Origin of the sequence: Rhizobium changzhiense (genome assembly GCF_013087625.1) — a bacterium.
Lineage (GTDB): Bacteria > Pseudomonadota > Alphaproteobacteria > Rhizobiales > Rhizobiaceae > Rhizobium > Rhizobium sophorae.
Genome location: NZ_JABFCQ010000005.1, coordinates 296,066 through 317,329, shown reverse-complemented (window position 1 = coordinate 317,329; position 21,264 = coordinate 296,066). Strand labels below are relative to the sequence as shown.

Here is a 21,264-nt window from a genome sequence, read left to right as displayed (position 1 = left end):
CCAAGAACAAGCGCGTCGCGCACGCTTGGCGCGACGCGCTTTAATCAGGCCTTGCGCCAGCCGAGCAGGCCGGGCGTTGCGTGCCAGAGCGCCTGCGCGGCAAATCCCATGAAAAGCACGCCGGAGCAGCGCACGATCAGCCGTTCATGGGCACGATAGAAGCGGCGCACCGTACCGGCGCCGATGATGCCGATCAGGATGATGTCGGCCGTCACGAAACCGACGAACGACACGACGAGCAGCACCGGCAACGCTTCGAAATCGAGCGCGCCCGCCGAGCCTGCAACCAGCGCCGTGAAGGTGGCGAGCGCCACCGGATAGCCCTTCGGATTGGTGACGCCGAAGATCAGACCGCGACGAAACGGCCGCTCGACCACCACCAACGCCTGACCCTCCGCTTTCGGCTTGGCATTGACGGCGCTCCAGCCGATCCAGGCGAGGTAGAAGCCGCAGGCAAGGCCGAGCAGGTCGAAGACGTAGGTTCCGATCGTCTTTGCCCCGACGATCGCGATCAGCGCCAGCGACGACCAGATAAGATCCCCGACCAGATGCCCCATCATGAAGAAGGCGCCCGCCTTGCGGCCCTGCCCGGCGCCGATGCCGAGCAGCTGCAAAAAGGCGGGTCCCGGAATGAGCACGTAAAAGAGCGCCGCCAGAAAGGCGCCGAAGAGCAAGGACTGCGTCATGGAAATGCTCCGGAGGATGATGACAACAGACTAAGCGATCACGGCCGTCCGTCAAGGGTGGTGCACTGCCACGAAGAGTGGGATCAGGTAGCAAACGCTACCGGAGGCGGCGTTCGACCCGAGGCGGACATCTGTTCGTTGTTGAAGGATGCGGCTGCTTTGCGCGCCCGCAATTCCGTCATCCAAGAGCCAGATCGTCTACGCCGAAAGCTGCTGCCCGCGGCGGCTCATTCCGGTTTAGCAGTCGATTGAGCGGCTATGCGCCAAGAGCGGGCATCGGCTTCTGCAGGAATGCGTGCCAATTTTCCGGCTGGGTGACGGGTCTTCGTTGCTGGGCTGTATCCGTCAGAACCACTCGCCTTCGATGGTTCAAGCCCTCATCCGGGGGGTTTTGGCAAACACACTAAGACCGAGCCATTCCTGCATGTCGCGCGCGAGGACCCTGTCCCCTTCAAGTTTCAGCGTTTCTGCATCGGTTTCCTGACGTATGGTCGTGAGGCCCATCCAAATTGCGGTCATCGAACGGAGCGACCCTTCAACGAGAAGGTCTACATCATAGCCCGGATCGAAGTTGCAGAGATCGACTTTTCCGTTTTCGACCACAAGCCACCAGCTCTTTTGCGCGGCCGAAAGTTCCGGGTACAGAAACTGTATCGTACAACGGCGGGTCGGAAGTCTTCTTGTATCGAGGCTCCGCCGCATGTCCCACATGAGCAGAGAAGGGTCGAGATTGTTCAAGGAAAGTCGCGATTCCATCCACCGTTGAGCCCAATTTCCGAGACCGATGATCAGAGGTCTCAATTCTTCGCCCGCTGCCGTGAGTTGGTAATCGGTAATGCCGTTCGCACTCCTTGTCACCGTGATGACGCCCGATTGTTCCAGTTCTTTCAGTCGTTTTGATAGGAGTGCCGGAGACATTTTTGGTAGACCGCGACGCAACTCATTAAAGCGCGTCGATCCGCAAAGAAATTCGCGGACGACCAAGGTCGTCCACCGCGAGCAGAGGATTTCCGACGCCATTGATACTGGACAGAATTGCCCGTAGCCGTCACGCTCTACCATAGGGACCTCCACCGGTCTGGATCAGGCACAATATTGCAAAACAACCGGTCCGCCAAATGCTCCTTGCCTGGCCATACGTCCGGCGGCGTTCAGTACAGTTCGTGTACTAGCCGCAATTGTGAAACGAGCGCAGAGTCTCAATCCTCACGAGATAGGAGGCATTGATTATGCTCGGGCTTACAGAACCAAAACAGAACCTTGCCGGCGGTCGGACCATTGTCGAACTAACCAATTCGGTCCTGCCCACCATCGCGCAACGCGCCGCATCGATCGACGAGAGCAACACCTTCGTCGGCGAGAATTACGCACTTCTAAAGGAATCTGGACTCGTGCGGGCAGGCGTTCCAATCGAATTGGGCGGGCTGGGCGCGGAAGTGCCCGAACTTTCTGAGATGCTCAAATCCATTGCTCATGCATGTGGGTCCACTGCGCTTGCCTTTTCCATGCATACCCATCAAGTCGCCATCCCCGCCTGGCGCTGGCGTCATCAAAAGGTGGCCGCGGTGGAGCCGCTTCTGAGACGTGTTGCATCGGAGCAAATCATATTGCTCTCGAGCGGCGGATCGGACTGGATCGGCGGATCGGGCAAGGCCATGAAAGTTGATGGCGGATACCGGATCACCGCGCGTAAACGCTTCACTTCCGGCGCGGCGGCAGGAAACATCCTGATGACCGGTGCCGTTTATGAAGAACAGGACGGCGCGCGCTCCGTCATTCATTTCGGCGTTCCGATGGCATCGCCAGAGGTTTCGATAGAGGATACTTGGCGAACACTTGGAATGAGGGGAACCGGGTCAAACGATATCATCATCGAAAACCTCTTCGTGCCGGATGCGAGTGTCGCATTTTCCAGAAGCGCGGGGCAATGGCATCCAGTATTTCAAGTCATCGCCATGATCGCGTTTCCTCTGATCTACGCGGTCTATCTTGGCGTCGCCGAGAGCGCCCGCGACATCGCAGTCAAGATGATCCGTAGCAAGGCCAACAGCGATCATGTGATCGGGTTGGTCGGGCGCATGGAAACGTCTCTGAGGGCCGCACAGATCGCGCATCGCTGGATGTTAGAGGTAGTTGCTCGAAACGAACCGTCCGCGGAAACCGTCAACGAGGTTATGATCGGCCGTTCCTTGGTCGCACGGCACGCTATCGAGGTGACGGAGCTTGCAATGGAGGTCGCAGGCGGCGCGGCATTCTATCGAGAGAACGGGCTGGAGCGCTGCTTCCGTGACATACAGGGCGCTCGCTATCATCCGATGCAGCCCGGAGCCCAGGCGCAATACGCGGGTTCATTCGCGCTCGGACTTCCCACCGAGAAGATTTTCTAGCGCCTGGCGCAACGACGAACTCCGCGGAACCATAGGCTAGGTGGCTAGTTTGACGTCCAGAATTCGAATGGACGAGCCCCGCCAGCAGGGACGACAGAGCAACCTCTTGTGCGCTTTGGGCCGATATGCGACCTCGACCACGGCAGCAATGCGCCCTCATATCGGCCATCGCGGCAGTGGATGCTGCTGCCCTAAAGCGGCCGGAGTTCGTAACGACATCCGTGCAGCAATGTAGGTCGTCGACTTCAATTCAGACAAAGCCGACGAGGAGCTGCACCCCGCCGGACAGCGTTTGGATTAAGCCCCGGCTCGGCTTTTTGTGCCATTGGCGAGCCGGGGTCGCAGTGTCAGCTAGGCTGAGACATGGATTTCTACAATAAAAGGGAGCAGTTGCGCCCATTCCCATTGATGATCTCAGAGCCGGCCACGACAACAGATGCCATACTTGCATGCCGGACGCCTGGCATATAAATTGGCCCAATGGTTGATCGTTCATCCCAATCTTCGACGCCTGTTCCCACGGACGCACTAAGCGAAGTTCTACAGGACTTTCGCCTGAGCGGCGTCAACTACGGCCGATGTGAGCTCCGCGATCCATGGAGCATCGCCTTTCCGCAGCAACAACTGCTTCGCTTTCATTTCGTCAGTGAGGGACCATGCTGGATCCATACCGAAGCCCAGGGATGGCAGGAGTTGCAACACGGCGATCTGGTGTTGTTGCCGCAGGGTGTCGAACACCGGTTGGCCAGCAAGCCTGATGTTGTCGGAGACTCGCTTAAGAGCTGCCAGGTTACCAAGTTTGGAGGCAATGTCTGCGAAGTGGTGCAGGAAGGAACAGGAGCGACGAGCACCCTGTTCTGCGGTTCCATGGCTTTAGATGCGAACGCCCTCAACCCATTGATCGCTCTGATGCCACCGATTATCAGGGGTTGTGATGTTGCTGGCAATGATCCGGTCGTCGGCCCCCTTCTCGCCGCCATGACAGCAGAGGCGTCACAGCCCCAGATAGGCAGCGCCACGGTTTTGTCACGCATGGCCGACGTACTCGTCGCGCGGCTCATTCGTTGCTGGGTCAATTGCAGCGGAGCCTCGACCAGCGGCTGGCTCGCTGCGATCCGTGATCCTCATATCGGTCGAGCGCTGGCAGCAATGCACCGAGATCCCGGCCGCGACTGGACGCTGGAGACCCTTGCCGGCGTGGCAGGCCAATCGCGCTCGATCTTCGCGGAACGCTTCAGTGCCATCCTGGGGGAAGGCGCTGCACGGTATCTCACCCGTCTGCGTATGCAGCTTGCACGAGAGTTGCTCGGTCAAGATATGTCGGTTGCGGAGGTCGCTTCTCAACTGGGCTATGAATCTGAAGCTTCGTTCGCGCGCGCCTTTAAACGTATTACCAGCGTTTCACCTGGCGTTGTGCGTCGCACCATTTCCGGACGAACGGACATAGAATTCGGACTTTAGGATACATATCATCCTGAAAGACTCCGCTATGAAGTCCTCCAAACCTTGGAGGTATTTCAATGACGGATACAACATCACAGCTCGACGGCACCGCGGTCGCCCTCGATTCTACCGTTCCGAGTTCATGGAGCCCCACCACCTGGTTTGCCGTTATTTCAATGGCAGCCACAAGTTTTGCGCTTGTGTCAGCTGAATTCCTGCCCGCGGGCCTGTTGACGCCGATGGCGCGTGACCTTGGCATCAGCGAGGGAACAGCTGGTCAGGTTGTCACTGCAACCGCGTCTGTTGGCGCGGTAACGGCCTTACTTAGTAATGTTCTCATCGGCAAATTGAACCGGAAGACTGTCCTTGTTGGCCTAAGCGCCTTGGCTATCGGCTCCAATCTCGTGGCCGCCCTCGCGACGGATTTTTGGCTATTGTTATTGGGCCGAGCCGGACTGGGCATCGCCTTAAGTGGCTTCTGGGCACTTTCAGTTGCCGTGGTGGCGAGATTGGTTGGCGCCAATGCGACAGGGCGGGGTATGGCAATAGTCACTCTGGGCGTCTCTCTTGCCACTATAGCTGCACCATCCATGGGTGCTTTGATCAGCGATTGGCTTGGCTGGCGTGCCGCCACGGCCATGACCGCAGGCCTCGCAGTGATTGCGATGCTGCTGCAGATTCTCAGCTTGCCGACTCTACCCGCAAACACAAGTAACAGTCTTTCTGACGTCTTCCGGCTGACCAAACGGCGCACTGTTCAACTGGGAATGCTTGCCATCCTCTTGCTGATGACGGGACATTTTGCCGGCTCAGTCTACGTGCGACCCTTCCTCGAACAAGTAACCCTGCTTGGCACGGGGCCGATTGCCTTGGCGCTTCTCGGTTTTGGCATCGCCGCGGTGATTGGCAATGTCGCCGGAGGCCGACTGGCAGACGCCAATATCCGTACGGCACTCGCTGTGACCGCCGCATTGATGGCGTTTGCGGCGTTTGCTCTCGTACTCTGGGGTGCATTTAGCGGCATCGCGTTTGCTCTGGTTACAGTTTGGGGATTCGCTTTTGGGATGGCTCCGGTGGTACTACCTACCAACTTGTCTCGCGGCGCAGCGGATGCCTTGGAGGCTGCTGGCAGCCTGATGGTCGTTTCCTTCCAGGTCGCCATCAGCATCGGTGCGCTTTTCGGCGGCTACGTTGTCGATCACTACGGTGCGTCAGCGCCATTGACACTTACGGCCGTCTTGGCGTTATCGACTATCGTTCTGGCATTGCTGCAGCCCCGCAACTGACTCTTCGAGCTCTGCCACGGTGAGCAGAAGAGGCGGGCGTTTGCCACCTCACTCCACGAAAAAGCCCGCGCGGCAATGCCGGCGGGCTCGTATCCGGTTCGAAGGTGAACCGCGATTACTTCACGAGATTGCGCTTGGCGAGCGTGCGCAGGCGCAGCGCATTGAGCTTGATGAAGCCGGCCGCATCCTTCTGGTCGTAGGCGCCCTGATCGTCCTCGAAAGTGACGAGCTTGTCGGAATAGAGCGACTTGTCGCTTTCGCGGCCGATGACCATGACATTGCCCTTGTAGAGCTTCAGCGTCACTTCGCCTTCGACATGCTCCTGGCTCTTGTCGATCAGCGCCTGCAGCATCTCGCGCTCCGGCGAGAACCAGAAGCCGTAATAGATCAGCTCGGCGTAACGCGGCATGATCTCGTCCTTGAGATGGGCGGCACCGCGGTCGAGCGTGATCGATTCGATAGCGCGATGCGCCGTAAGCAGGATGGTGCCGCCGGGCGTCTCGTAGACGCCGCGCGACTTCATGCCGACGAAGCGGTTCTCGACCAGGTCGAGGCGGCCGATGCCGTTGTCGCGGCCGTAATTATTGAGCGTCGCGAGCAGCGTGGCCGGCGACATCTCGACACCGTTGATCGAGACCGCATCGCCCTTGCGGAAGCCGACCTTAATGGTGGTCGCCTTGTCGGGGGCAGCTTCCGGCGAGATGGTGCGCATATGCACATATTCCGGAGCTTCCTGCGCCGGATCTTCCAGAACCTTGCCCTCGGAAGAGGAATGCAGCAGGTTGGCATCGACCGAGAACGGCGCTTCGCCCTTCTTGTCCTTGGCCACCGGGATCTGGTGCTGTTCGGCGAAGGCGAGCAGGTCGGTGCGGCTCTTGAACGCCCAGTCGCGCCACGGCGCGATGATCTTGATGTCGGGGTTCAGGGCATAGGCGGACAGTTCGAAACGAACCTGGTCGTTGCCCTTGCCGGTCGCGCCATGGGCGATCGCGTCCGCACCGGTCTTGCGGGCGATATCGATCAGATGCTTGGAAATCAACGGCCGGGCGATAGAGGTGCCGAGCAGGTAGACGCCTTCATAAACGGCATTGGCGCGGAACATCGGGAAGACGAAATCGCGCACGAATTCCTCGCGCACATCCTCGATATAGATCTCCTTGATGCCGAGCATCTCAGCCTTCTTGCGCGCCGGCTCCAGCTCTTCGCCCTGGCCGAGATCGGCGGTGAAGGTGACGACTTCGGCGCCGAGCTCCGTCTGCAGCCACTTCAGGATAATCGAGGTGTCGAGGCCGCCCGAATAGGCGAGAACGACTTTCTTCACGTCTTTGTATGATGCCATGATGATGAGGTCCGTTGCATAAAAGGCCGGCAAAACCCGGTGTCGCGGCACTTTTAGCGAGATTGACGCGTGACGCAAGGCCAAGTGCGACGGCGATGGTGCCGATACCGTTTGACAGCGCGAAAGCGGAGCCCATATTCCCCAGCGTTCGCAAATGCTCGAGGAGAGGCTGCCCCGTGACGAATATTCAAGACATTTTCAAAAAATCCAATGTTGCCGTCATCACCGGCGGCGCCTCCGGCATCGGTCTTGCCGCGGCGAAATACTTCGCCGGACGCGGCATGAGCGTCGCCATCGCCGATCTCGGCGGCGATCGGCTGGCCGACGCCGCCAATGAACTCAAGGCCATTGCCGGCGAGGAAAATGTGATGGCGGTCGAGACCGACGTCGCAGTCAAGGAGTCTCTGGAGGCGCTCGAACGCGCCGTGCTCCAGCGTTTCGGCCGTGTGCACGTGCTGATGAACAATGCCGGCATCGGCCCGGAAACCTCGATCTTCAGCCCGCAGGCGAACTGGGACCATATCTTCGCCGTCAACCTGATGGGCGTGATCAACGGCACGCGCACTTTCGGCCCTAAGATGCTCTCGCATGGTGAGCCGGGCCTGATCATCAACACCGGCTCCAAGCAGGGCATCACCACGCCGCCCGGCAACCCCGCCTACAACATCTCCAAGGCTGGTGTGAAAGTCTTCACCGAAGCGTTGCAGCATGAGCTTCGCAACACCGAAGGCGGAAAAATCTCCGCCCACCTTCTGATCCCCGGCTTTGTCTTCACCGGCCTCACCAAGGGCGACCGCGCGGAAAAACCGGCTGCCGCCTGGACGCCGGAACAGACCGTCGATTTCATGGTCGAAAGCCTGGAACGCGGCGATTTCTATATTCTCTGCCCCGACAATGACGTGGCGCGTCCGGTCGACGAGCGCCGGATGGCCTGGGCAGTCGGCGATATCATCGAGAACCGTCCGCCACTATCGCGCTGGCACAAGGACTACGCCGACAAGTTCAAGGCCTTCCTCGACCAGAAGTAATCGGCGCCATCAGAAGGTTTGATTGGTAATTTTCTGAAAGCCGGGTAAGAGATCCCCAGATCCTTTCCGGCTTTCAGAGTGTGTCATGGATTTCCTGCCCAGCCTTCCGACCCTTCTCGCCTTTGCGGCCGCGACGCTGCTGCTTGCGGCAACCCCCGGCCCCGATATGACGCTGTCGATCAGCCGCGCGCTGGCCCAGGGCAAGAAGGCGGCGCTCTTCGTTGTCGTCGGCACCAGCCTCGGCATCGTCGTCCACACCATGCTGGTCGCTTTTGGCATTTCGGCGCTGATCACCGCCTCGCCGACCGCCTTCCTGATCCTGAAGACCGGCGGTGCCGCCTATCTGCTGTGGCTGGCGGTGCAGGCGATCCGCTTCGGCTCGAAGCTCACCGTCGCCAAGGTCGAGGAGCAAAAGGGCACCGCCCTTTCGAACATCTCGTCAGGCTTCTGGGTCAATCTTCTGAACCCCAAGGTCATCATCTTCTTCATGACCTTCCTGCCGCAATTCGTCAGCGCCGGCGATCCGGCCGTCACCCACAAGCTGCTCTTTCTCGGCTTCTGCTTCATCCTGATCGGCATGCCGGTCAATGCCAGCGTCGTCTTTGCCGCCGACTGGCTGGCCTCCTGGCTGCAGAACAACAAGAAAGTGCTGCGCGGCATGGACTACACCTTCGCCGGCGTCTTCTCGATCTTCGCCGCGAAAATCCTGCTCACCCAGGCGAGGTAAGCCCGCGGTCGGCTTATTGATCCGCCCGCGGTCGTGAAATGATCCGCCGCCAGCTATGCCAATATTCGCGAGACGCCATGCCGGAGCAGGCAGTGACCGCGAATTTCGTCGTCTTCCAAAATTATTCCATGCCTTTCGCGCGATTACTTGTGATCAACATATGATCGTAAGTCGGCAATTGTGGCTAGGCCACGCCACCTTCGCTGCCCACATATCCTTTACGGCTCACGAAGAGCTACCTTGAAAGGATAAGCCCATGATTACGTTCCGCAATATCATAACAGCAGGAGTTGTTGCGCTGACGTTTGCCGCCACTCCCTTACAGCGACAACACCTGCCTTAGCTCACGGCGGCGGAGGCCATGGCGGTGGCGGCTTCTCGCGTGACGGCGGCCACTTCGGCGGTGGTACGCATATGGGCGGCGGCAATTTCGCCGATCGCGGCTTCGGAGCGCATCATTTCGGCGGAGCTAGCCATTTCGGCGGACACCGCGACGGCCGTTTCGCCTTCCATGATAGAAATCGTCTGTTCTTCGGCGATGACGACTATTACCCGGAACAGTGCCAGCCGGAATGGCCCAACCAGTACGGCCATCGCGTGCTGGTGGAAGTCTGCTCTTGATGACGGCCCGCCGAGGACGAGCGGCATATGATCACTGATATCATCTTCTTTCAGCAGAAGATCTGATATTTGGATCGCAGCGCCGCTCGTGTTTCAGCAGCAATTCGCCCGCGGTCGGTTGATCGATCCGCCCGCGGTCGATTGATCGATCCGCCGGGCGTGAAACGATCACCTGCCCGCTAACCGATCAGCAACGCATCATCATCCAGCGTCTGGCCGCGCATCTTGCGGAACATCGCGATCAGATCCTCGACCTGCAGGTTCTTTCTGTTGTCCCCTGCCACATCGAGAACGATCTCGCCGCCATGCAGCATGATCGTGCGATGGCCGTAGTCCAGCGCCTGCCGCATCGAGTGCGTCACCATCATCGTCGTCAGCTTGCGCTCGGCGACGATCTTCTGCGTCAGGTTCATGACGAACTCAGCCATCCCGGGGTCGAGTGCTGCCGTATGTTCGTCGAGCAACAGCACTTCCGATCCCGCCAGCGTCGCCATGACGAGAGAAACGGCCTGCCGCTGCCCGCCGGAGAGCAGATCCATGCGGTCTTTCAGGCGGTTCTCCAGACCGAGATTGAGCTCGGCGATCCGTTCCTTGAAATAGTCGCGCCGCTTGCTGCCGAGCGCCGATACAAGTCCGCGCTTCTCTCCACGCCGGGCAGCCAGAGCGAGATTTTCCTCGATCGACAGGGCGCCGCAGCTTCCCGTCAGCGGATCCTGGAACACGCGCGCAACCAGACCGGCGCGCGCCGCCGTCGATTTGCGTGTGACCTCGTGCTTGCCGATCAGCACTTGCCCTTCGCTCGGAATGACGTCGCCGGCGAGCACGCCGAGCAGGGTCGATTTGCCGGCGCCGTTGGAGCCGATAACCGTGACGAAGGAGCCTTGCTCAATGGTCAGGCTGACGCCGTTCAGCGCCTGCTTCTGCAGCGGCGTGCCGCGCCCGAAAACAACCTTGATGTCCTTGACGCTGATCACGATGCGGCACCTCCGCGAAGGCGGGGAAGGATGAGCGCCACGGTCACCAGCACCGCCGTCACGAAATTGAGGTCGGATGCCTGCAACCCGATGACGTCGCTCGAAAGCGCCAGCTGGATGGCGATGCGATAGAGGATCGAGCCGAGCACGCATCCAACAAGCGCGATCAACAGACCGCGCCGCCCGAGCAGCGTCTCGCCTATGATGACGGCAGCCAGACCGACGACGATCGTGCCGACGCCCGAGGTGACATCGGCAAAGCCGTTTGTCTGGGCAAACAGCGCGCCGCCGAGCGCCACCAGCGCATTGGAGATCGCCATGCCGAGATAGATCTGCCGGCTGGTATCGACACCCTGGGCCCGCGCCATCCTTGCATTGGCGCCGGTCGCCCGCATTGCCAGCCCGGCATCGCTTTCCAGGAAACGCCAGACCAGGATGAGCGCGATGACGACCAGAACACCGACGAAGAGCGGCCGCACGTAGAAATCGCGAAGGCCATGGCCGAAGAACGGGCTGATCATCGTGTCGGCATTGATGAGGGCGACATTGGGTTTGCCCATCACGCGCAGATTGACCGAAAACAGTGCGATCATCGTCAGGATCGAGGCGAGCAAATTGAGGATCTTGAAGCGTACGTTGAGCAGCGCCGTCACCATGCCGGCGGCGGCGCCGGCCGCCATGGCGATCAGCGCCGCAAGCCAGGCATTGACGCCGGCAATGATCAGCACGGCCGTCACCGCCGCGCCAAGCGGAAAGGAACCGTCGACCGTCAGGTCGGGAAAATCGAGAACTCGAAAGGCGAGATAGACGCCGAGAGCGACGAAAGAATAAACCAGGCCGAGCTCGACGGCCCCCCAGAATGCAATTTGGCTCAAGGCTTTCAGCCCCTTTTTGTGTCCGTTCCGCCCGTCGCGAAACGGAGCCTTTTAATACAAACAACCGCTCCCGTGCAAACGAGAGCGGCTGAATTCGATGAAGCGTTAGAAGTACCGGCCGACTATTCGATGACTTTGGTAGCGCGGGAAAGCACGCTCTGCGGCAGCGTGACCCCCATCTTCTCGGCCGCCGCCTTGTTGACGACGAGGTCGCTGCCGGCGGCCGTCTTGACCGCGATGTCGCCCGGGTTCTCGCCCTTCAGCACACGCACGACGATATCGCCGGTCTGCTTGCCGACATCATAATAGTTGAAGCCGAGGGCGGCGATCGAGCCGCGCGAAACCGAATCCGTATCGGCGGTAAAGAGCGGCAGCTTGCTCTCTTCGGCAACCGCGACGGCGCCTTCGAGCGCGGAGATGATCGTGTTGTCGGTCGGAATGTAGATCGCATCGGCCCGGCCGACGAGCGCGCGTGCCGCACCCTGAACCTCGGCCGACTTGGTGGCGGCCGATTCGACCACCTTCAGGCCAGCCTTTTCGGCTTCAGCCTTCAACACGGCGAGCAGCGAAACGGAATTCGCCTCGCCGGAATTGTAGAGGTAGCCGATGGTTTTCACATCAGGCAGGATTTCCTTGATCAGCGCAAGGTGCTCAGCGACCGGCGACATATCGGAAAGGCCGGTGACATTGCCGCCGGGCTTGTCCATGTTCTTGACGAGCTGGGCGCCGAGCGGATCGGACACGGCCGTGAAGACGACAGGAATGTCACGCGTCGAGGAAACCACGGCCTGGGCTGATGGCGTCGAGATCGGCACGATGACATTGGGCTCGTCGCCGGCGAACTGGCGGGCGATCTGGGCAGCGGTGGCCGGATTGCCCTGCGCCGATTCGAACACGAATTTCAGGTTCTCGCCTTCCTTGTAGCCCGCAGCCGTCAGCGCATCGAGAACGCCCTTGCGCGCCGCATCCAGCGCCGGATGTTCGACGATCGCCGTCACGGCGACGGTGACGTCATCGGCCTTCGCGGGCAGGGAAAGGGCCAAAGTGGCGGCAAGAGCGAGCAAAATCGGGCGCATGGGGATCCTCCTGAATGATTTTGGGGGCACTTTTAGGAAAAGCGCCCCCTGAAATCAATCGCGGAGAATTGTAGCGAGGATCAAACTTGCTGATCAGTCGTCGGCGCCGTGATTGGCGATCATCATCGCTTCGAAGGCCAGACGTTCGGTCTTGCGCATGCGTTCGGATTCCGATTTCAGCTGGCCGCAGGCGGCAAGGATGTCGCGGCCACGCGGCGTGCGGATCGGCGAGGCATAACCTGCCGAATTGATGAAATCGGCAAACTTCTCGATCTGCTCCCAGTCGGAACACTGGTAATTGGTGCCGGGCCAGGGATTGAACGGAATGAGATTGATCTTCGCCGGCACGCCCTTCAGGAGCTTGATCAGCCCCTTGGCGTCCTCAAGGCTGTCGTTGACATCCTTCAGCATCACATATTCGAAGGTGATGCGCCGCGCGTTCGAAAGGCCAGGATAGGTCCGGCAGGCCTCGATCAGCTCCTTCAGCGGGTACTTCTTGTTGATCGGCACGAGAATGTCGCGCAGATCGTCGCGCACCGCATGCAGCGAAATCGCCAGCATGACGCCGATTTCCTCGCCGGTGCGGAAGATCTCCGGCACGACGCCGGAGGTGGAAAGCGTCACGCGGCGCCTGGACAGCGACAGGCCGTCGCCATCGGTCGCGATCAGCAATGCCTGCTTGACGGCATCGAAATTATAGAGCGGCTCACCCATGCCCATCATGACGATGTTGCTGACCTTGCGGCCCTCGGCAGGCATAATCGTACCCTGCGGCGCTTCACGGTCCGGGAAGTCCCCAAGCCGGTCGCGGGCAAGCAGCAGCTGCGAAAGAATTTCCTCCGCCGTCAGATTGCGCACCAGACGCTGTGTCCCGGTATGACAGAAGGAACAGGTGAGCGTGCAGCCGACCTGGCTGGAGATACAGAGCGTGCCGCGGCCCTCTTCCGGAATGTAGACGGCCTCGATCTCGACGGGACGCCCGGCGCCCCGCGGCGGAAAGCGCAGCAGCCATTTGCGCGTGCCGTCGTTGGAAACCTGCTCCTCGACGATCTCGGGACGTGCGATGGTGAAATGCTGCTTCAGCATCTCGCGCATGTCCTTGGCGACATTCGTCATATGGTCGAAATCGGAGACGCCGCGCACATAGATCCAGTTCCAGAGCTGCGAGACGCGCATCTTGATCTGCTTCTCGGCCACACCCTTTTCCCGGAGTGCCGCCCCCATCTCCTCGCGCGACATGCCGATCAACGACGGCTTCTCGAGGTTGGCGGACGTGCCCGCCTGCGGCTTGGTGACAACGATCGCATCCATGACGGACATAGGCATTCATCCCGAATTCAAACATGTAGCTGCTCCTCGCAACCCCGCGGACTTCAGCGGTAAGCCGGAAGACCTGCGGGCGCATGACAGCACATCGGCAGAAGTTGAATGGCGGAACGGCGACGGATATCGCGATCTGTCCGCTGTTGCGCGGCCTTTAGCATCATTTTGCCCGCGCGTCACTATAGATGGAAATGACAAGGGCCGGCGCAAGGCCGGCCCTCGAAGCTCTGCGAACAAAAAAGCTTACTTGCAGGTTTCGATCTGCTTCAGCGCAGCCGAAATGCCCGAGAGCGAATAGCTGTAGGAGGTGCCGGTGCCCTTGCGCGAAACGGCATTGACCGTCATCGAATGACCGGTCTTCATCGCGGCGACAAGGGCCGGCTCCTGGGCAGCATTCTCGACCCAGCCAGCCTTGTCCTTGGTGAACATCACGAAGGTCTTGTTGTCGATGACGACGTTGATCTTCGAATTTTCCTTGACCGTGTAGCCCATCATCGCCTGCGGTTCGTAGGAGATGTTCTGGCCCGGACGTTGGGAGACGATGAAGAAATTGTCGCCGTGGTCGACGCTTGCCGGCTGCTTTGCCGTCGGAACGGACAGCACGTAGCAGACGGTGCTGTTGCCCGACTTGTAGGAGTAGGCGCCCCATGCCTGGAACTGCTGGATGCGGTTCGGCGCAGCCTGCTGCGCTGTCGCAACTCCGGCCATGGTCAGGGTGAGTGCGAGAGCGGATACGATACTTTTTACAAACATGGATTCCTGCCGGTTCTTGCGATTCAAGGCCCGAAGCGATCATAGCGGGCGCCGCATAATCACGATCTGCTTTATTTTGACTTAATTCAGGTTACCAAATGGTCAACAATAGCTGCGATTTGTATCTGCCTGTGTCATTTCAGCTCGAGTGTCAATTTTCGCCCCTTTGACGGTATCGACCGCGACACCGTGCCCCAATGGCACTGGCCGTCCGTTCGGCTGAATTTAAGACACAAAGATTCAGGCAAGAGTTTGACCTTTCCCAAATCCGTTGTACCTCAGTAAGACTTGGAAATCCGGGACGAAATTATTGCCGCAGGGGGCTGGTGAGGAGATATGGATGCCGAGGAAAGACAGCGTTTCGCTGCCCTCGCGAAGGCCGTCGCGGACGATCGCGACCAGCAGGCCTTTTCCATCCTGTTCGACTATTTCGCACCCCGCCTGAAGGCCTGGCTGATGCGCCATAGGATGACATCAGGCGAGGCCGAGGAACTGGTCCAGGAGATCATGATCGTTCTTTGGCACAAGGCAGAGCTCTACGATGCCACGCGATCATCCCTCTCGACCTGGCTTTTCCGCATTGCCCGCAACCGCCGCATCGACATGCAGCGCCGCGCCAACACCCGCATCCTCGATGAGACCGATCCGGCCCTGCAGCCGCCGGCCGATATCGGCGCGGAAGAAATCATCGCCAATGACGATCGCGACGCCAAGATACGCGCCGCCGTCGGCCAATTGCCGGAGGAGCAGCGCGACATGCTGCGCGCCGCCTTCTTCCTCGGCCAATCGCATTCGGAGATCGCCGAATCAACCGGGCTGCCGCTCGGCACGGTGAAGTCGCGCATCCGGCTTGCCTTCGGCAAGCTTCGCAAGGTGCTGGAACGCGAAATCGCCTAAATCGTCTTCATTGCTTCTTCGGGCCGGTCGGCAAGAACGCGGTCGGCCGCTTCGTAATGGCCCGGCCGGATATGACCGCGCACCATGGCGAAAGCGGCCGAAAGCACGGCGATGTCGTCGGAAAAGCCGATGACGGCGAAAATATCCGGGATCATGTCGACCGGCATGACAAAATAGGCGAGTGCCGCAAGCAGCACGCCGCGCACCTTCGTTGGCGTCTGCGAATCGAGCGCACAATAGAAACCGGCGACCACATCGCGCGAGAACGGGATCTGCCGCACCGCCCGCCGGAACGTCGGCCAGAATTTCTGTCTGACGGTTTTCTCGCGCCGGCTCTGGGTATCTTCGTCGCCCGGCAACAGGATTTCCCCGAATTTAACCTCGTCCATCCCTGCATCCCTTTCGTCCAAGCGAACATATGGTGATGGCGGACCGGCTTTCAATCGTCCCCACTGTCAAACGACACGTCGCGCCGCAGCCTTCTCCATGGCTTTGGCGAGCTTGAAATCCAGCTCCGTCAGTCCGCCGGCATCATGCGTGTTCAGCGTCACATCCACTCTGGAATAGACGTTGAACCATTCGGGATGGTGGTTGAGCTTCTCGGCTGCGAGCGCTGCCTGCGTCATGAAGCCGAAAGCCTCGACGAAATTTGCGAACTTGAACGTCTTCGATATCGAAGAACCCGCATCATTGAGCACCCAGCCCGCAAGCTCGACCAGTTGCGCCTCAACCGCTGCCCGTTCCAGTCTTTCCATTTTCATGCCATGGTCCTCTCATCTTCCGACAGGTTTACCGATGAAACGCATCAGCATCCTCTTCGTTTGCATGGGCAATATATGCCGTTCTCCGCTCGCGGAGGGAATTTTTGGCCATCTCGTCGCCGAGGCAGGCTTGAGCGGCGGCTTTACGGTCGATTCCGCCGGCACCGGCGGCTGGCATGAAGGCGAGCCCCCCGACCGGCGTTCGATCGCCATCGCGAAAAGTCACGGCATTGACATATCGGGACAGCGCGCCCGCCGCGTCCAGCCGAGGGATTTCAGGGATTTCGATCTGATCCTTGCCATGGACCGCGACAACCTAGCGGCGCTTAGCAAGAGCGCACCGCCTGGGGCGAATATCCGTCTCTTTGGTGACATCGCGCTGGGAACCGGAGAGGAGATCCCCGATCCCTATTATGGTGGCCCGGGCGGTTTCGAGCTGGTCTATACCAGGCTCTTGACCGGCTGCAACAGCCTGCTCGAAACGCTGGGCGTCGAGCGCGCCTCGTGCAACGGGAATACTTCCTCGGTGAGGTAAGGCCCGCCGCCGACCGATTCGCGTGACGAAAGCAGCACGAAGCGCGGTGCGGTGAAGGTCGCGGTGTGGAAGTTGCCGCGTCCCGCCAGATATTGCACGACATCGTCGAGCCGCGAGGATTTGAGCCTTGCCAGCGTCACATGCGGCGTGAATTTGCGCGGATCCGGCGGCAGGCCGATGCGCTGGCAGATCCGCTCGATCTCGCCCTGCAGGGCATACATTTCAGGCGATTGCGAGACGCCGGCCCAGACCGAATGCGGCTTCTTCGAGCCGAACGAACCGATGCCTTCAAGCCGGAACTGGAATTCCGGCCGGTCGATCCGGTCGAGGCGTTCAACGATTTCATCGGCCGTGCGGCCGTCGACATCACCGATGAAGCGCAGAGTAATGTGGTAATTCTCCACATCGATCCATCGTGCTCCGGGGAGGCCACCGCGCAGCAATGAAAGGCTCATCGCCGCATTGCGCGGAATTTCGAGGGCGGTAAACAGTCTCGGCATCACGAGCACTCCCCGAATCTTTTGCAGGTGCTCACACGGAATCACGCAATCAACAACCGCGCAAGCCCCTATTTCTTCACAGAAGAAATCGTTTCGACGAAATTTGTGACAGCAGGCTCCATCTTTTCGACCATGACGTCGACCCCTTTCGCATTTGGATGCATGCCGTCCTCAAGCTTCAACCCGGCCTCCAGCGCAACGCCGTCAAGGAAGAAGGCATAGAGGGGAAGCCCATGTTTTTCCGAGAGTTTCTGATAAATCGGGTTGAATCGTGCGGCATAATCCGCCCCCATGTTCGGCGGTGCTATGATACCGACGAGCAGCACGGCAATCCCACGCTCCTTTAGCCGGGTAATCATCTGATCGAGATTCTTCTCGCTCTCCTCCGGCGGGATGCCGCGCAACGCATCATTGGCGCCAAGCTCCAGAATGACACCATCGGTGCCGTCGGGCACCGACCAGTCGATGCGCGCAAGCCCCCCCGTCGTCGTGTCGCCGGAGACACCGGCATTGGCGATGGTGACGTCGAGCCCCTTCGCTTTCAGCGCCGCCTGCAGCTTTTCCGGAAAGCCGTCGCCGGGCGGCAGCTGATAGCCCGCCATCAAACTGTCCCCGAAACCGACGAGATTGATCGTCCGGGCATTTGCTGCAGTGGCAAAGATCAGCGAGACGGCGATGACGGTGAATTGAAGGGCGGCAACTTTAAATCTCATCCTGGTTTCCCTAGATTGGCGAGGTGCCGTTATGCGGCCTTTCGATTACCGACTTATATAGGGCGATTTCTGTTGGCAAAAACCATTATCGAGTTGAAGGGCGCCGATCTGACCCTTGGCAGCGCAGCCGCCTCCGTCCATGTGCTGAAGGGCATCGATCTCGATATCGATGCCGGCGAATCCGTCGGCATCGTCGGTCCTTCCGGTTCCGGCAAATCGACCCTGCTGATGGTGCTCGCGGGGCTGGAGAAACTCGACAGCGGCGAGATCCATATCAACGACACACCGCTCCATAGCCTCAGCGAGGACCAGGTCGCCGATTTCCGTGGCCGCAACATCGGCATCGTCTTCCAGTCCTTCCATTTGATCGCCAACATGACGGCGCTGGAAAACGTCGCCGTGCCGCTCGAGCTCGCCAATGTCGACAACGCCTTCGAGATCGCTCATCGCGAGCTGAAATCGGTCGGCCTTGGGGAACGGCTGAACCACTATCCCGGCCAGCTTTCCGGAGGCGAACAGCAACGCGTGGCGATCGCCCGGGCGCTCGCCCCCTCGCCGGCGCTGCTGATCGCCGACGAGCCGACCGGGAATCTCGATACCGAGACCGGCCGCCAGATCGCCGACCTCCTGTTCTCCAAGCAGGCCGAACGTGGCACGACCCTGCTTCTCGTCACCCATGACGTCTCGCTTGCAAACCGCTGCTCGCGCCAGATTCGGGCCCGCTCCGGCAGGATCGAAGGCGACAGCGCCGCCGCCCGCCGCAGCGAAGCGGCGATCGCATGAGGATCATCACGCCACGCGTTTCGCTCGCTTTTCGCCTGGCGCTGCGCGAGTTGCGCGGCGGCATCCGCGGCTTCTACATCTTCCTTGCCTGCATCGCGCTCGGCACCGGCGCCATTGCCGCCGTCAATTCCGTTTCGCAGTCGATCACCGACACGATCGCCTCGCAGGGGCAAGAACTGCTGGCCGGCGACGTCCGCTTCGAACTCAACAACCGCGAAGCCACCCCTCAGGAAATCGGTTTCCTTGAAGGCCTCGGCACGGTTTCGGTGTCGACAGGCCTGCGCTCGATGGCCCGCAAGCCCGATGGTTCCGATCAGGCGCTGGTCGAGGTCAAGGCCGTCGATGACGCCTACCCGCTCTACGGCAAGTTCGTGGCCGAGCCGGACTATCCGCTTGCGGCACTGCTTTCGGGCCAAGGCGGCACCTATGGTGCGGTCGCAGCCCCACTGCTTCTCGATCGGCTCGGGCTTGCGGTCGGCGACGAATTGCTGCTCGGCAACGTCAAGCTCAGCATCACCGGCACGGTGAAAACCGAGCCGGATGCGCTGTCGGAAGGTTTTGGCTTTGCGCCGCGTCTGCTCGTCAGCCGCCAGGCGCTCGAGGCCTCCGGGCTGATCCAGACGGGAAGCCTGGTCGAACATGCCTATAAGATCCGGCTGGAAGACAAGGCCGCGATGTCGGGCATCCAGGCGCGCGCCTCCAAGGAATTCCCCTCCGCCGGCTGGGCGATCCGCACCAGTGACCGTGCCGCACCCTCGCTCACCGAAAACATCACCCGCTTCTCGCAGTTCCTGACGCTGGTCGGCCTCACCGCGCTGATCGTCGGCGGCGTTGGCGTCGCCAATGCCGTGCGCGCGTTCTTGGATGCCAAGCGCACCACCATCGCCACCTTCAAATGTCTCGGTGCGCCGGCGCAGGTCGTCGTCCTGATCTATCTCTTCCAGATCGCCATCATCGCCCTCGGCGGCATCCTGATCGGCCTCGTCATCGGCGCCCTGTCGCCGATGTTAGCCGCGCAATTCCTGGCCCAATTCCTGCCGGTCTCGACGACGCCGCCCCTCTATCCCGGCGCCCTGCTGCTCGCCACGCTCTTCGGCATCCTGACGACGCTCGCCTTCGCCATCCTGCCGCTCGGCCACGCCCGCGAAGTGCCGGCGACCGCACTCTTCCGCGAGCAGGGCTTCGAGGCCCGCCACCTGCCCTCCTGGCCCTACATCCTGCTTGCCGCCCTGTTCATGGCCGGCCTTGCCGGGCTTGCCATCCTCACCGCCTATGACCGCTTCATCGCCGTCGTCTTCGTCGGCGCGATTGTCTTCGCCTTCGTCGCGCTGCGCCTGGTCGCCGCGCTGATCGCCTGGCTTGCGCGCCGCAGCCCGCGCGTCAATTCGCCGGCATTGCGGCTTGCGATCGGCAACATCCACCGCCCCGGCGCCCTGACCCCCTCGGTCGTGCTCTCGCTCGGCCTCGGCTTGGCATTGCTGGTGACGCTGACGCTGATCGACGGCAACCTGCGCCAGCAACTGACCGGCCGCATGAACGAGGGTGCGCCGAACTTCTTCTTCGTCGATATCCAGAGCGCCGAGGTCGGCGCCTTCCGCGATCTCGTCCAAGGCCAAGCGCCGCAGGGCAAACTCGTCGAAGTGCCGATGCTGCGCGGCCGGATCATCGCCTTCAACGGCGAGGACGTCAGCAAGATGAACGTGCCGGCCGCTGGCCGCTGGGTGCTGAACGGCGATCGCGGCATCACCTATTCCGAAACCCTGCCGGAAAACGCTGCCCTCACCGAAGGCAAATGGTGGGACAAGGATTACAGCGGCGAGCCGCTCGTTTCCTTCTCCTCGGAAGAGGCGCATGAACTCGGCCTCAAGCTCGGCGATACGGTGACCGTCAACGTGCTCGGCCGCAACATCACGGCGAAGATCGCCAATCTGCGCCGCGTCGAGTGGGAATCGCTGTCGATCAATTTCGTCATGGTCTTCTCGCCGAATACCTTCCGCGGCGCCCCGCATGCGTGGCTGGCGACGCTGACAGATCCTTCTTCGACACCGGCCGAAGATGCGGCGATCCTGAAATCCGTCACCAACACCTATCCGACGATCACCAGTGTGCGCGTCAAGGACGCGATCGATATCGTCAACCAGCTGGTCGCACAGCTTGCGACCGCGATCCGCGCCGCAGCCTCCGTCGCCCTCATCGCCTCGATTCTCGTCCTTGCCGGCGCGCTTGCCGCCGGAAACCGGGCGCGCACCCACGACGCGGTGGTGCTGAAGACGCTCGGCGCCACGCGCGCCATGCTGATCCGCGCCTTCAGCTACGAATATCTGATCCTCGGGCTTGCGACCGCAATCTTCGCGCTGATCGCCGGTAGCGTCGCCGCCTGGTTCATCGTCGCCCGCATCATGCGTCTGCCGTCGACCTTTCTGCCCGACGTGGCGGGACTGACGCTTGTGACCGCGCTAGTACTCACCGTCGGCATCGGCCTGATCGGCACCTGGCGCATCCTCGGACAGAAGGCAGCCCCCGTCTTGCGCGAGCTTTGACCGGGCAGCGGCACCCA

Annotated in this window: 22 protein-coding genes; 9 read left to right on the top strand and 13 right to left on the bottom strand. The window is 60.7% G+C overall.

Going from position 1 to position 21,264, the window contains the following annotated elements; genetic code table 11:
- Nucleotides 1-44: 44 nt before the first annotated feature.
- Entirely contained in the window at nt 45-686 is a 642-nt protein-coding gene (locus G9X68_RS24350; RefSeq protein WP_171604573.1) for a LysE family translocator, read from the bottom strand.
- 369 nt (nt 687-1,055) lie between these two features.
- Nucleotides 1,056-1,748 carry a winged helix-turn-helix transcriptional regulator gene (locus G9X68_RS24345; protein ID WP_171604571.1) on the bottom strand — a complete coding sequence of 231 codons (693 nt, stop codon included), beginning with the start codon at nt 1,746-1,748 and terminating at the stop codon, nt 1,056-1,058.
- A 167-nt stretch (nt 1,749-1,915) separates the two neighbouring features.
- Here G9X68_RS24345 and G9X68_RS24340 point away from each other — a divergent pair, with 167 nt between their 5' ends.
- The 3 genes from G9X68_RS24340 (at nt 1,916) to G9X68_RS24330 (ending at nt 5,802) form a co-directional block, all read left to right on the top strand.
- Complete coding sequence (locus G9X68_RS24340) at nt 1,916-3,073, top strand: acyl-CoA dehydrogenase family protein (RefSeq protein WP_171604570.1); 1,158 nt, start codon at nt 1,916-1,918, stop codon at nt 3,071-3,073.
- 480 nt (nt 3,074-3,553) lie between these two features.
- Entirely contained in the window at nt 3,554-4,534 is a 981-nt protein-coding gene (locus tag G9X68_RS24335) for an AraC family transcriptional regulator (RefSeq protein ID WP_171604569.1), read from the top strand.
- A gap of 59 nt (nt 4,535-4,593) precedes the next feature.
- Complete coding sequence (locus G9X68_RS24330) at nt 4,594-5,802, top strand: MFS transporter (RefSeq protein ID WP_171604568.1); 1,209 nt, start codon at nt 4,594-4,596, stop codon at nt 5,800-5,802.
- A 115-nt stretch (nt 5,803-5,917) separates the two neighbouring features.
- Here the strand turns inward: G9X68_RS24330 and G9X68_RS24325 are convergent, their stop codons facing one another.
- Nucleotides 5,918-7,141 (bottom strand): argininosuccinate synthase, encoded by a 1,224-nt coding sequence (locus G9X68_RS24325; protein WP_171604567.1) that lies wholly within the window; start codon nt 7,139-7,141, stop codon nt 5,918-5,920.
- A 176-nt stretch (nt 7,142-7,317) separates the two neighbouring features.
- Between G9X68_RS24325 and G9X68_RS24320 the strand changes: the two genes are divergently transcribed.
- Nucleotides 7,318-8,169, top strand: coding sequence for an SDR family NAD(P)-dependent oxidoreductase (locus G9X68_RS24320; RefSeq protein ID WP_171604566.1), 852 nt, complete (start codon nt 7,318-7,320; stop codon nt 8,167-8,169).
- Between the two features lie 85 nt (nt 8,170-8,254).
- The gene (locus G9X68_RS24315; RefSeq protein WP_171604565.1) at nt 8,255-8,896 is read left to right on the top strand and encodes a LysE family translocator; all 642 of its coding nucleotides are present in this window, start codon (nt 8,255-8,257) and stop codon (nt 8,894-8,896) included.
- A gap of 339 nt (nt 8,897-9,235) precedes the next feature.
- Here G9X68_RS24315 and G9X68_RS24310 read toward each other — a convergent pair whose 3' ends face one another.
- The 6 genes from G9X68_RS24310 to G9X68_RS24285 all read right to left on the bottom strand — a co-directional run bounded on the left by G9X68_RS24310 (nt 9,236) and on the right by G9X68_RS24285 (nt 14,518).
- Nucleotides 9,236-9,544: a hypothetical protein gene (locus G9X68_RS24310; RefSeq protein ID WP_171604564.1), complete on the bottom strand. Its 309-nt coding sequence runs from the start codon at nt 9,542-9,544 to the stop codon at nt 9,236-9,238.
- Between the two features lie 152 nt (nt 9,545-9,696).
- On the bottom strand, nt 9,697-10,491 hold the full coding sequence (locus G9X68_RS24305) for an ABC transporter ATP-binding protein (protein WP_171604563.1): 795 nt from the start codon (nt 10,489-10,491) through the stop codon (nt 9,697-9,699).
- The gene (locus G9X68_RS24300) at nt 10,488-11,366 is read right to left on the bottom strand and encodes an ABC transporter permease (RefSeq protein ID WP_017989717.1); all 879 of its coding nucleotides are present in this window, start codon (nt 11,364-11,366) and stop codon (nt 10,488-10,490) included. Before G9X68_RS24300 ends, G9X68_RS24305 begins: the two co-directional genes overlap by 4 nt.
- A gap of 122 nt (nt 11,367-11,488) precedes the next feature.
- Entirely contained in the window at nt 11,489-12,442 is a 954-nt protein-coding gene (locus tag G9X68_RS24295; RefSeq protein ID WP_171604562.1) for an ABC transporter substrate-binding protein, read from the bottom strand.
- A 93-nt stretch (nt 12,443-12,535) separates the two neighbouring features.
- Nucleotides 12,536-13,762 carry a dual-specificity RNA methyltransferase RlmN gene (gene rlmN / locus G9X68_RS24290; RefSeq protein ID WP_171604561.1) on the bottom strand — a complete coding sequence of 409 codons (1,227 nt, stop codon included), beginning with the start codon at nt 13,760-13,762 and terminating at the stop codon, nt 12,536-12,538.
- Nucleotides 13,763-14,008: 246 nt separating this feature from the next.
- Nucleotides 14,009-14,518: an invasion associated locus B family protein gene (locus tag G9X68_RS24285; RefSeq protein WP_171604560.1), complete on the bottom strand. Its 510-nt coding sequence runs from the start codon at nt 14,516-14,518 to the stop codon at nt 14,009-14,011.
- A 336-nt stretch (nt 14,519-14,854) separates the two neighbouring features.
- Here G9X68_RS24285 and G9X68_RS24280 point away from each other — a divergent pair, with 336 nt between their 5' ends.
- Nucleotides 14,855-15,415 (top strand): sigma-70 family RNA polymerase sigma factor, encoded by a 561-nt coding sequence (locus G9X68_RS24280; RefSeq protein WP_171604559.1) that lies wholly within the window; start codon nt 14,855-14,857, stop codon nt 15,413-15,415.
- Here the strand turns inward: G9X68_RS24280 and G9X68_RS24275 are convergent.
- Both G9X68_RS24275 and G9X68_RS24270 read right to left on the bottom strand, forming a co-directional pair.
- Nucleotides 15,412-15,804 carry a YkvA family protein gene (locus G9X68_RS24275; RefSeq protein ID WP_171604558.1) on the bottom strand — a complete coding sequence of 131 codons (393 nt, stop codon included), beginning with the start codon at nt 15,802-15,804 and terminating at the stop codon, nt 15,412-15,414. The two genes, G9X68_RS24280 and G9X68_RS24275, sit on opposite strands and share 4 nt — an antisense overlap.
- A 66-nt stretch (nt 15,805-15,870) precedes the next feature.
- A complete protein-coding gene (locus G9X68_RS24270; protein WP_171604557.1) occupies nt 15,871-16,176 on the bottom strand; it encodes a 4a-hydroxytetrahydrobiopterin dehydratase in 306 nt (101 codons plus the stop codon).
- A gap of 34 nt (nt 16,177-16,210) precedes the next feature.
- Between G9X68_RS24270 and G9X68_RS24265 the strand changes: the two genes are divergently transcribed.
- The gene (locus G9X68_RS24265; protein ID WP_171604556.1) at nt 16,211-16,711 is read left to right on the top strand and encodes a low molecular weight protein-tyrosine-phosphatase; all 501 of its coding nucleotides are present in this window, start codon (nt 16,211-16,213) and stop codon (nt 16,709-16,711) included.
- Here the strand turns inward: G9X68_RS24265 and thpR are convergent.
- Entirely contained in the window at nt 16,618-17,211 is a 594-nt protein-coding gene (gene thpR, locus G9X68_RS24260; RefSeq protein WP_088677535.1) for an RNA 2',3'-cyclic phosphodiesterase, read from the bottom strand. The genes G9X68_RS24265 and thpR overlap by 94 nt on opposite strands.
- 68 nt (nt 17,212-17,279) lie before the next feature.
- Nucleotides 17,280-17,924: an arylesterase gene (locus G9X68_RS24255; RefSeq protein WP_171604555.1), complete on the bottom strand. Its 645-nt coding sequence runs from the start codon at nt 17,922-17,924 to the stop codon at nt 17,280-17,282.
- Nucleotides 17,925-17,996: 72 nt separating this feature from the next.
- Here G9X68_RS24255 and G9X68_RS24250 point away from each other — a divergent pair, with 72 nt between their 5' ends.
- Together G9X68_RS24250 and G9X68_RS24245 are read left to right on the top strand one after the other, a co-directional pair.
- Nucleotides 17,997-18,707: an ABC transporter ATP-binding protein gene (locus G9X68_RS24250; RefSeq protein WP_171604554.1), complete on the top strand. Its 711-nt coding sequence runs from the start codon at nt 17,997-17,999 to the stop codon at nt 18,705-18,707.
- A complete protein-coding gene (locus tag G9X68_RS24245; RefSeq protein ID WP_171604553.1) occupies nt 18,704-21,247 on the top strand; it encodes an ABC transporter permease in 2,544 nt (847 codons plus the stop codon). The genes G9X68_RS24250 and G9X68_RS24245 overlap by 4 nt, the downstream gene beginning before the upstream one ends.
- Nucleotides 21,248-21,264 lie beyond the last annotated feature (17 nt).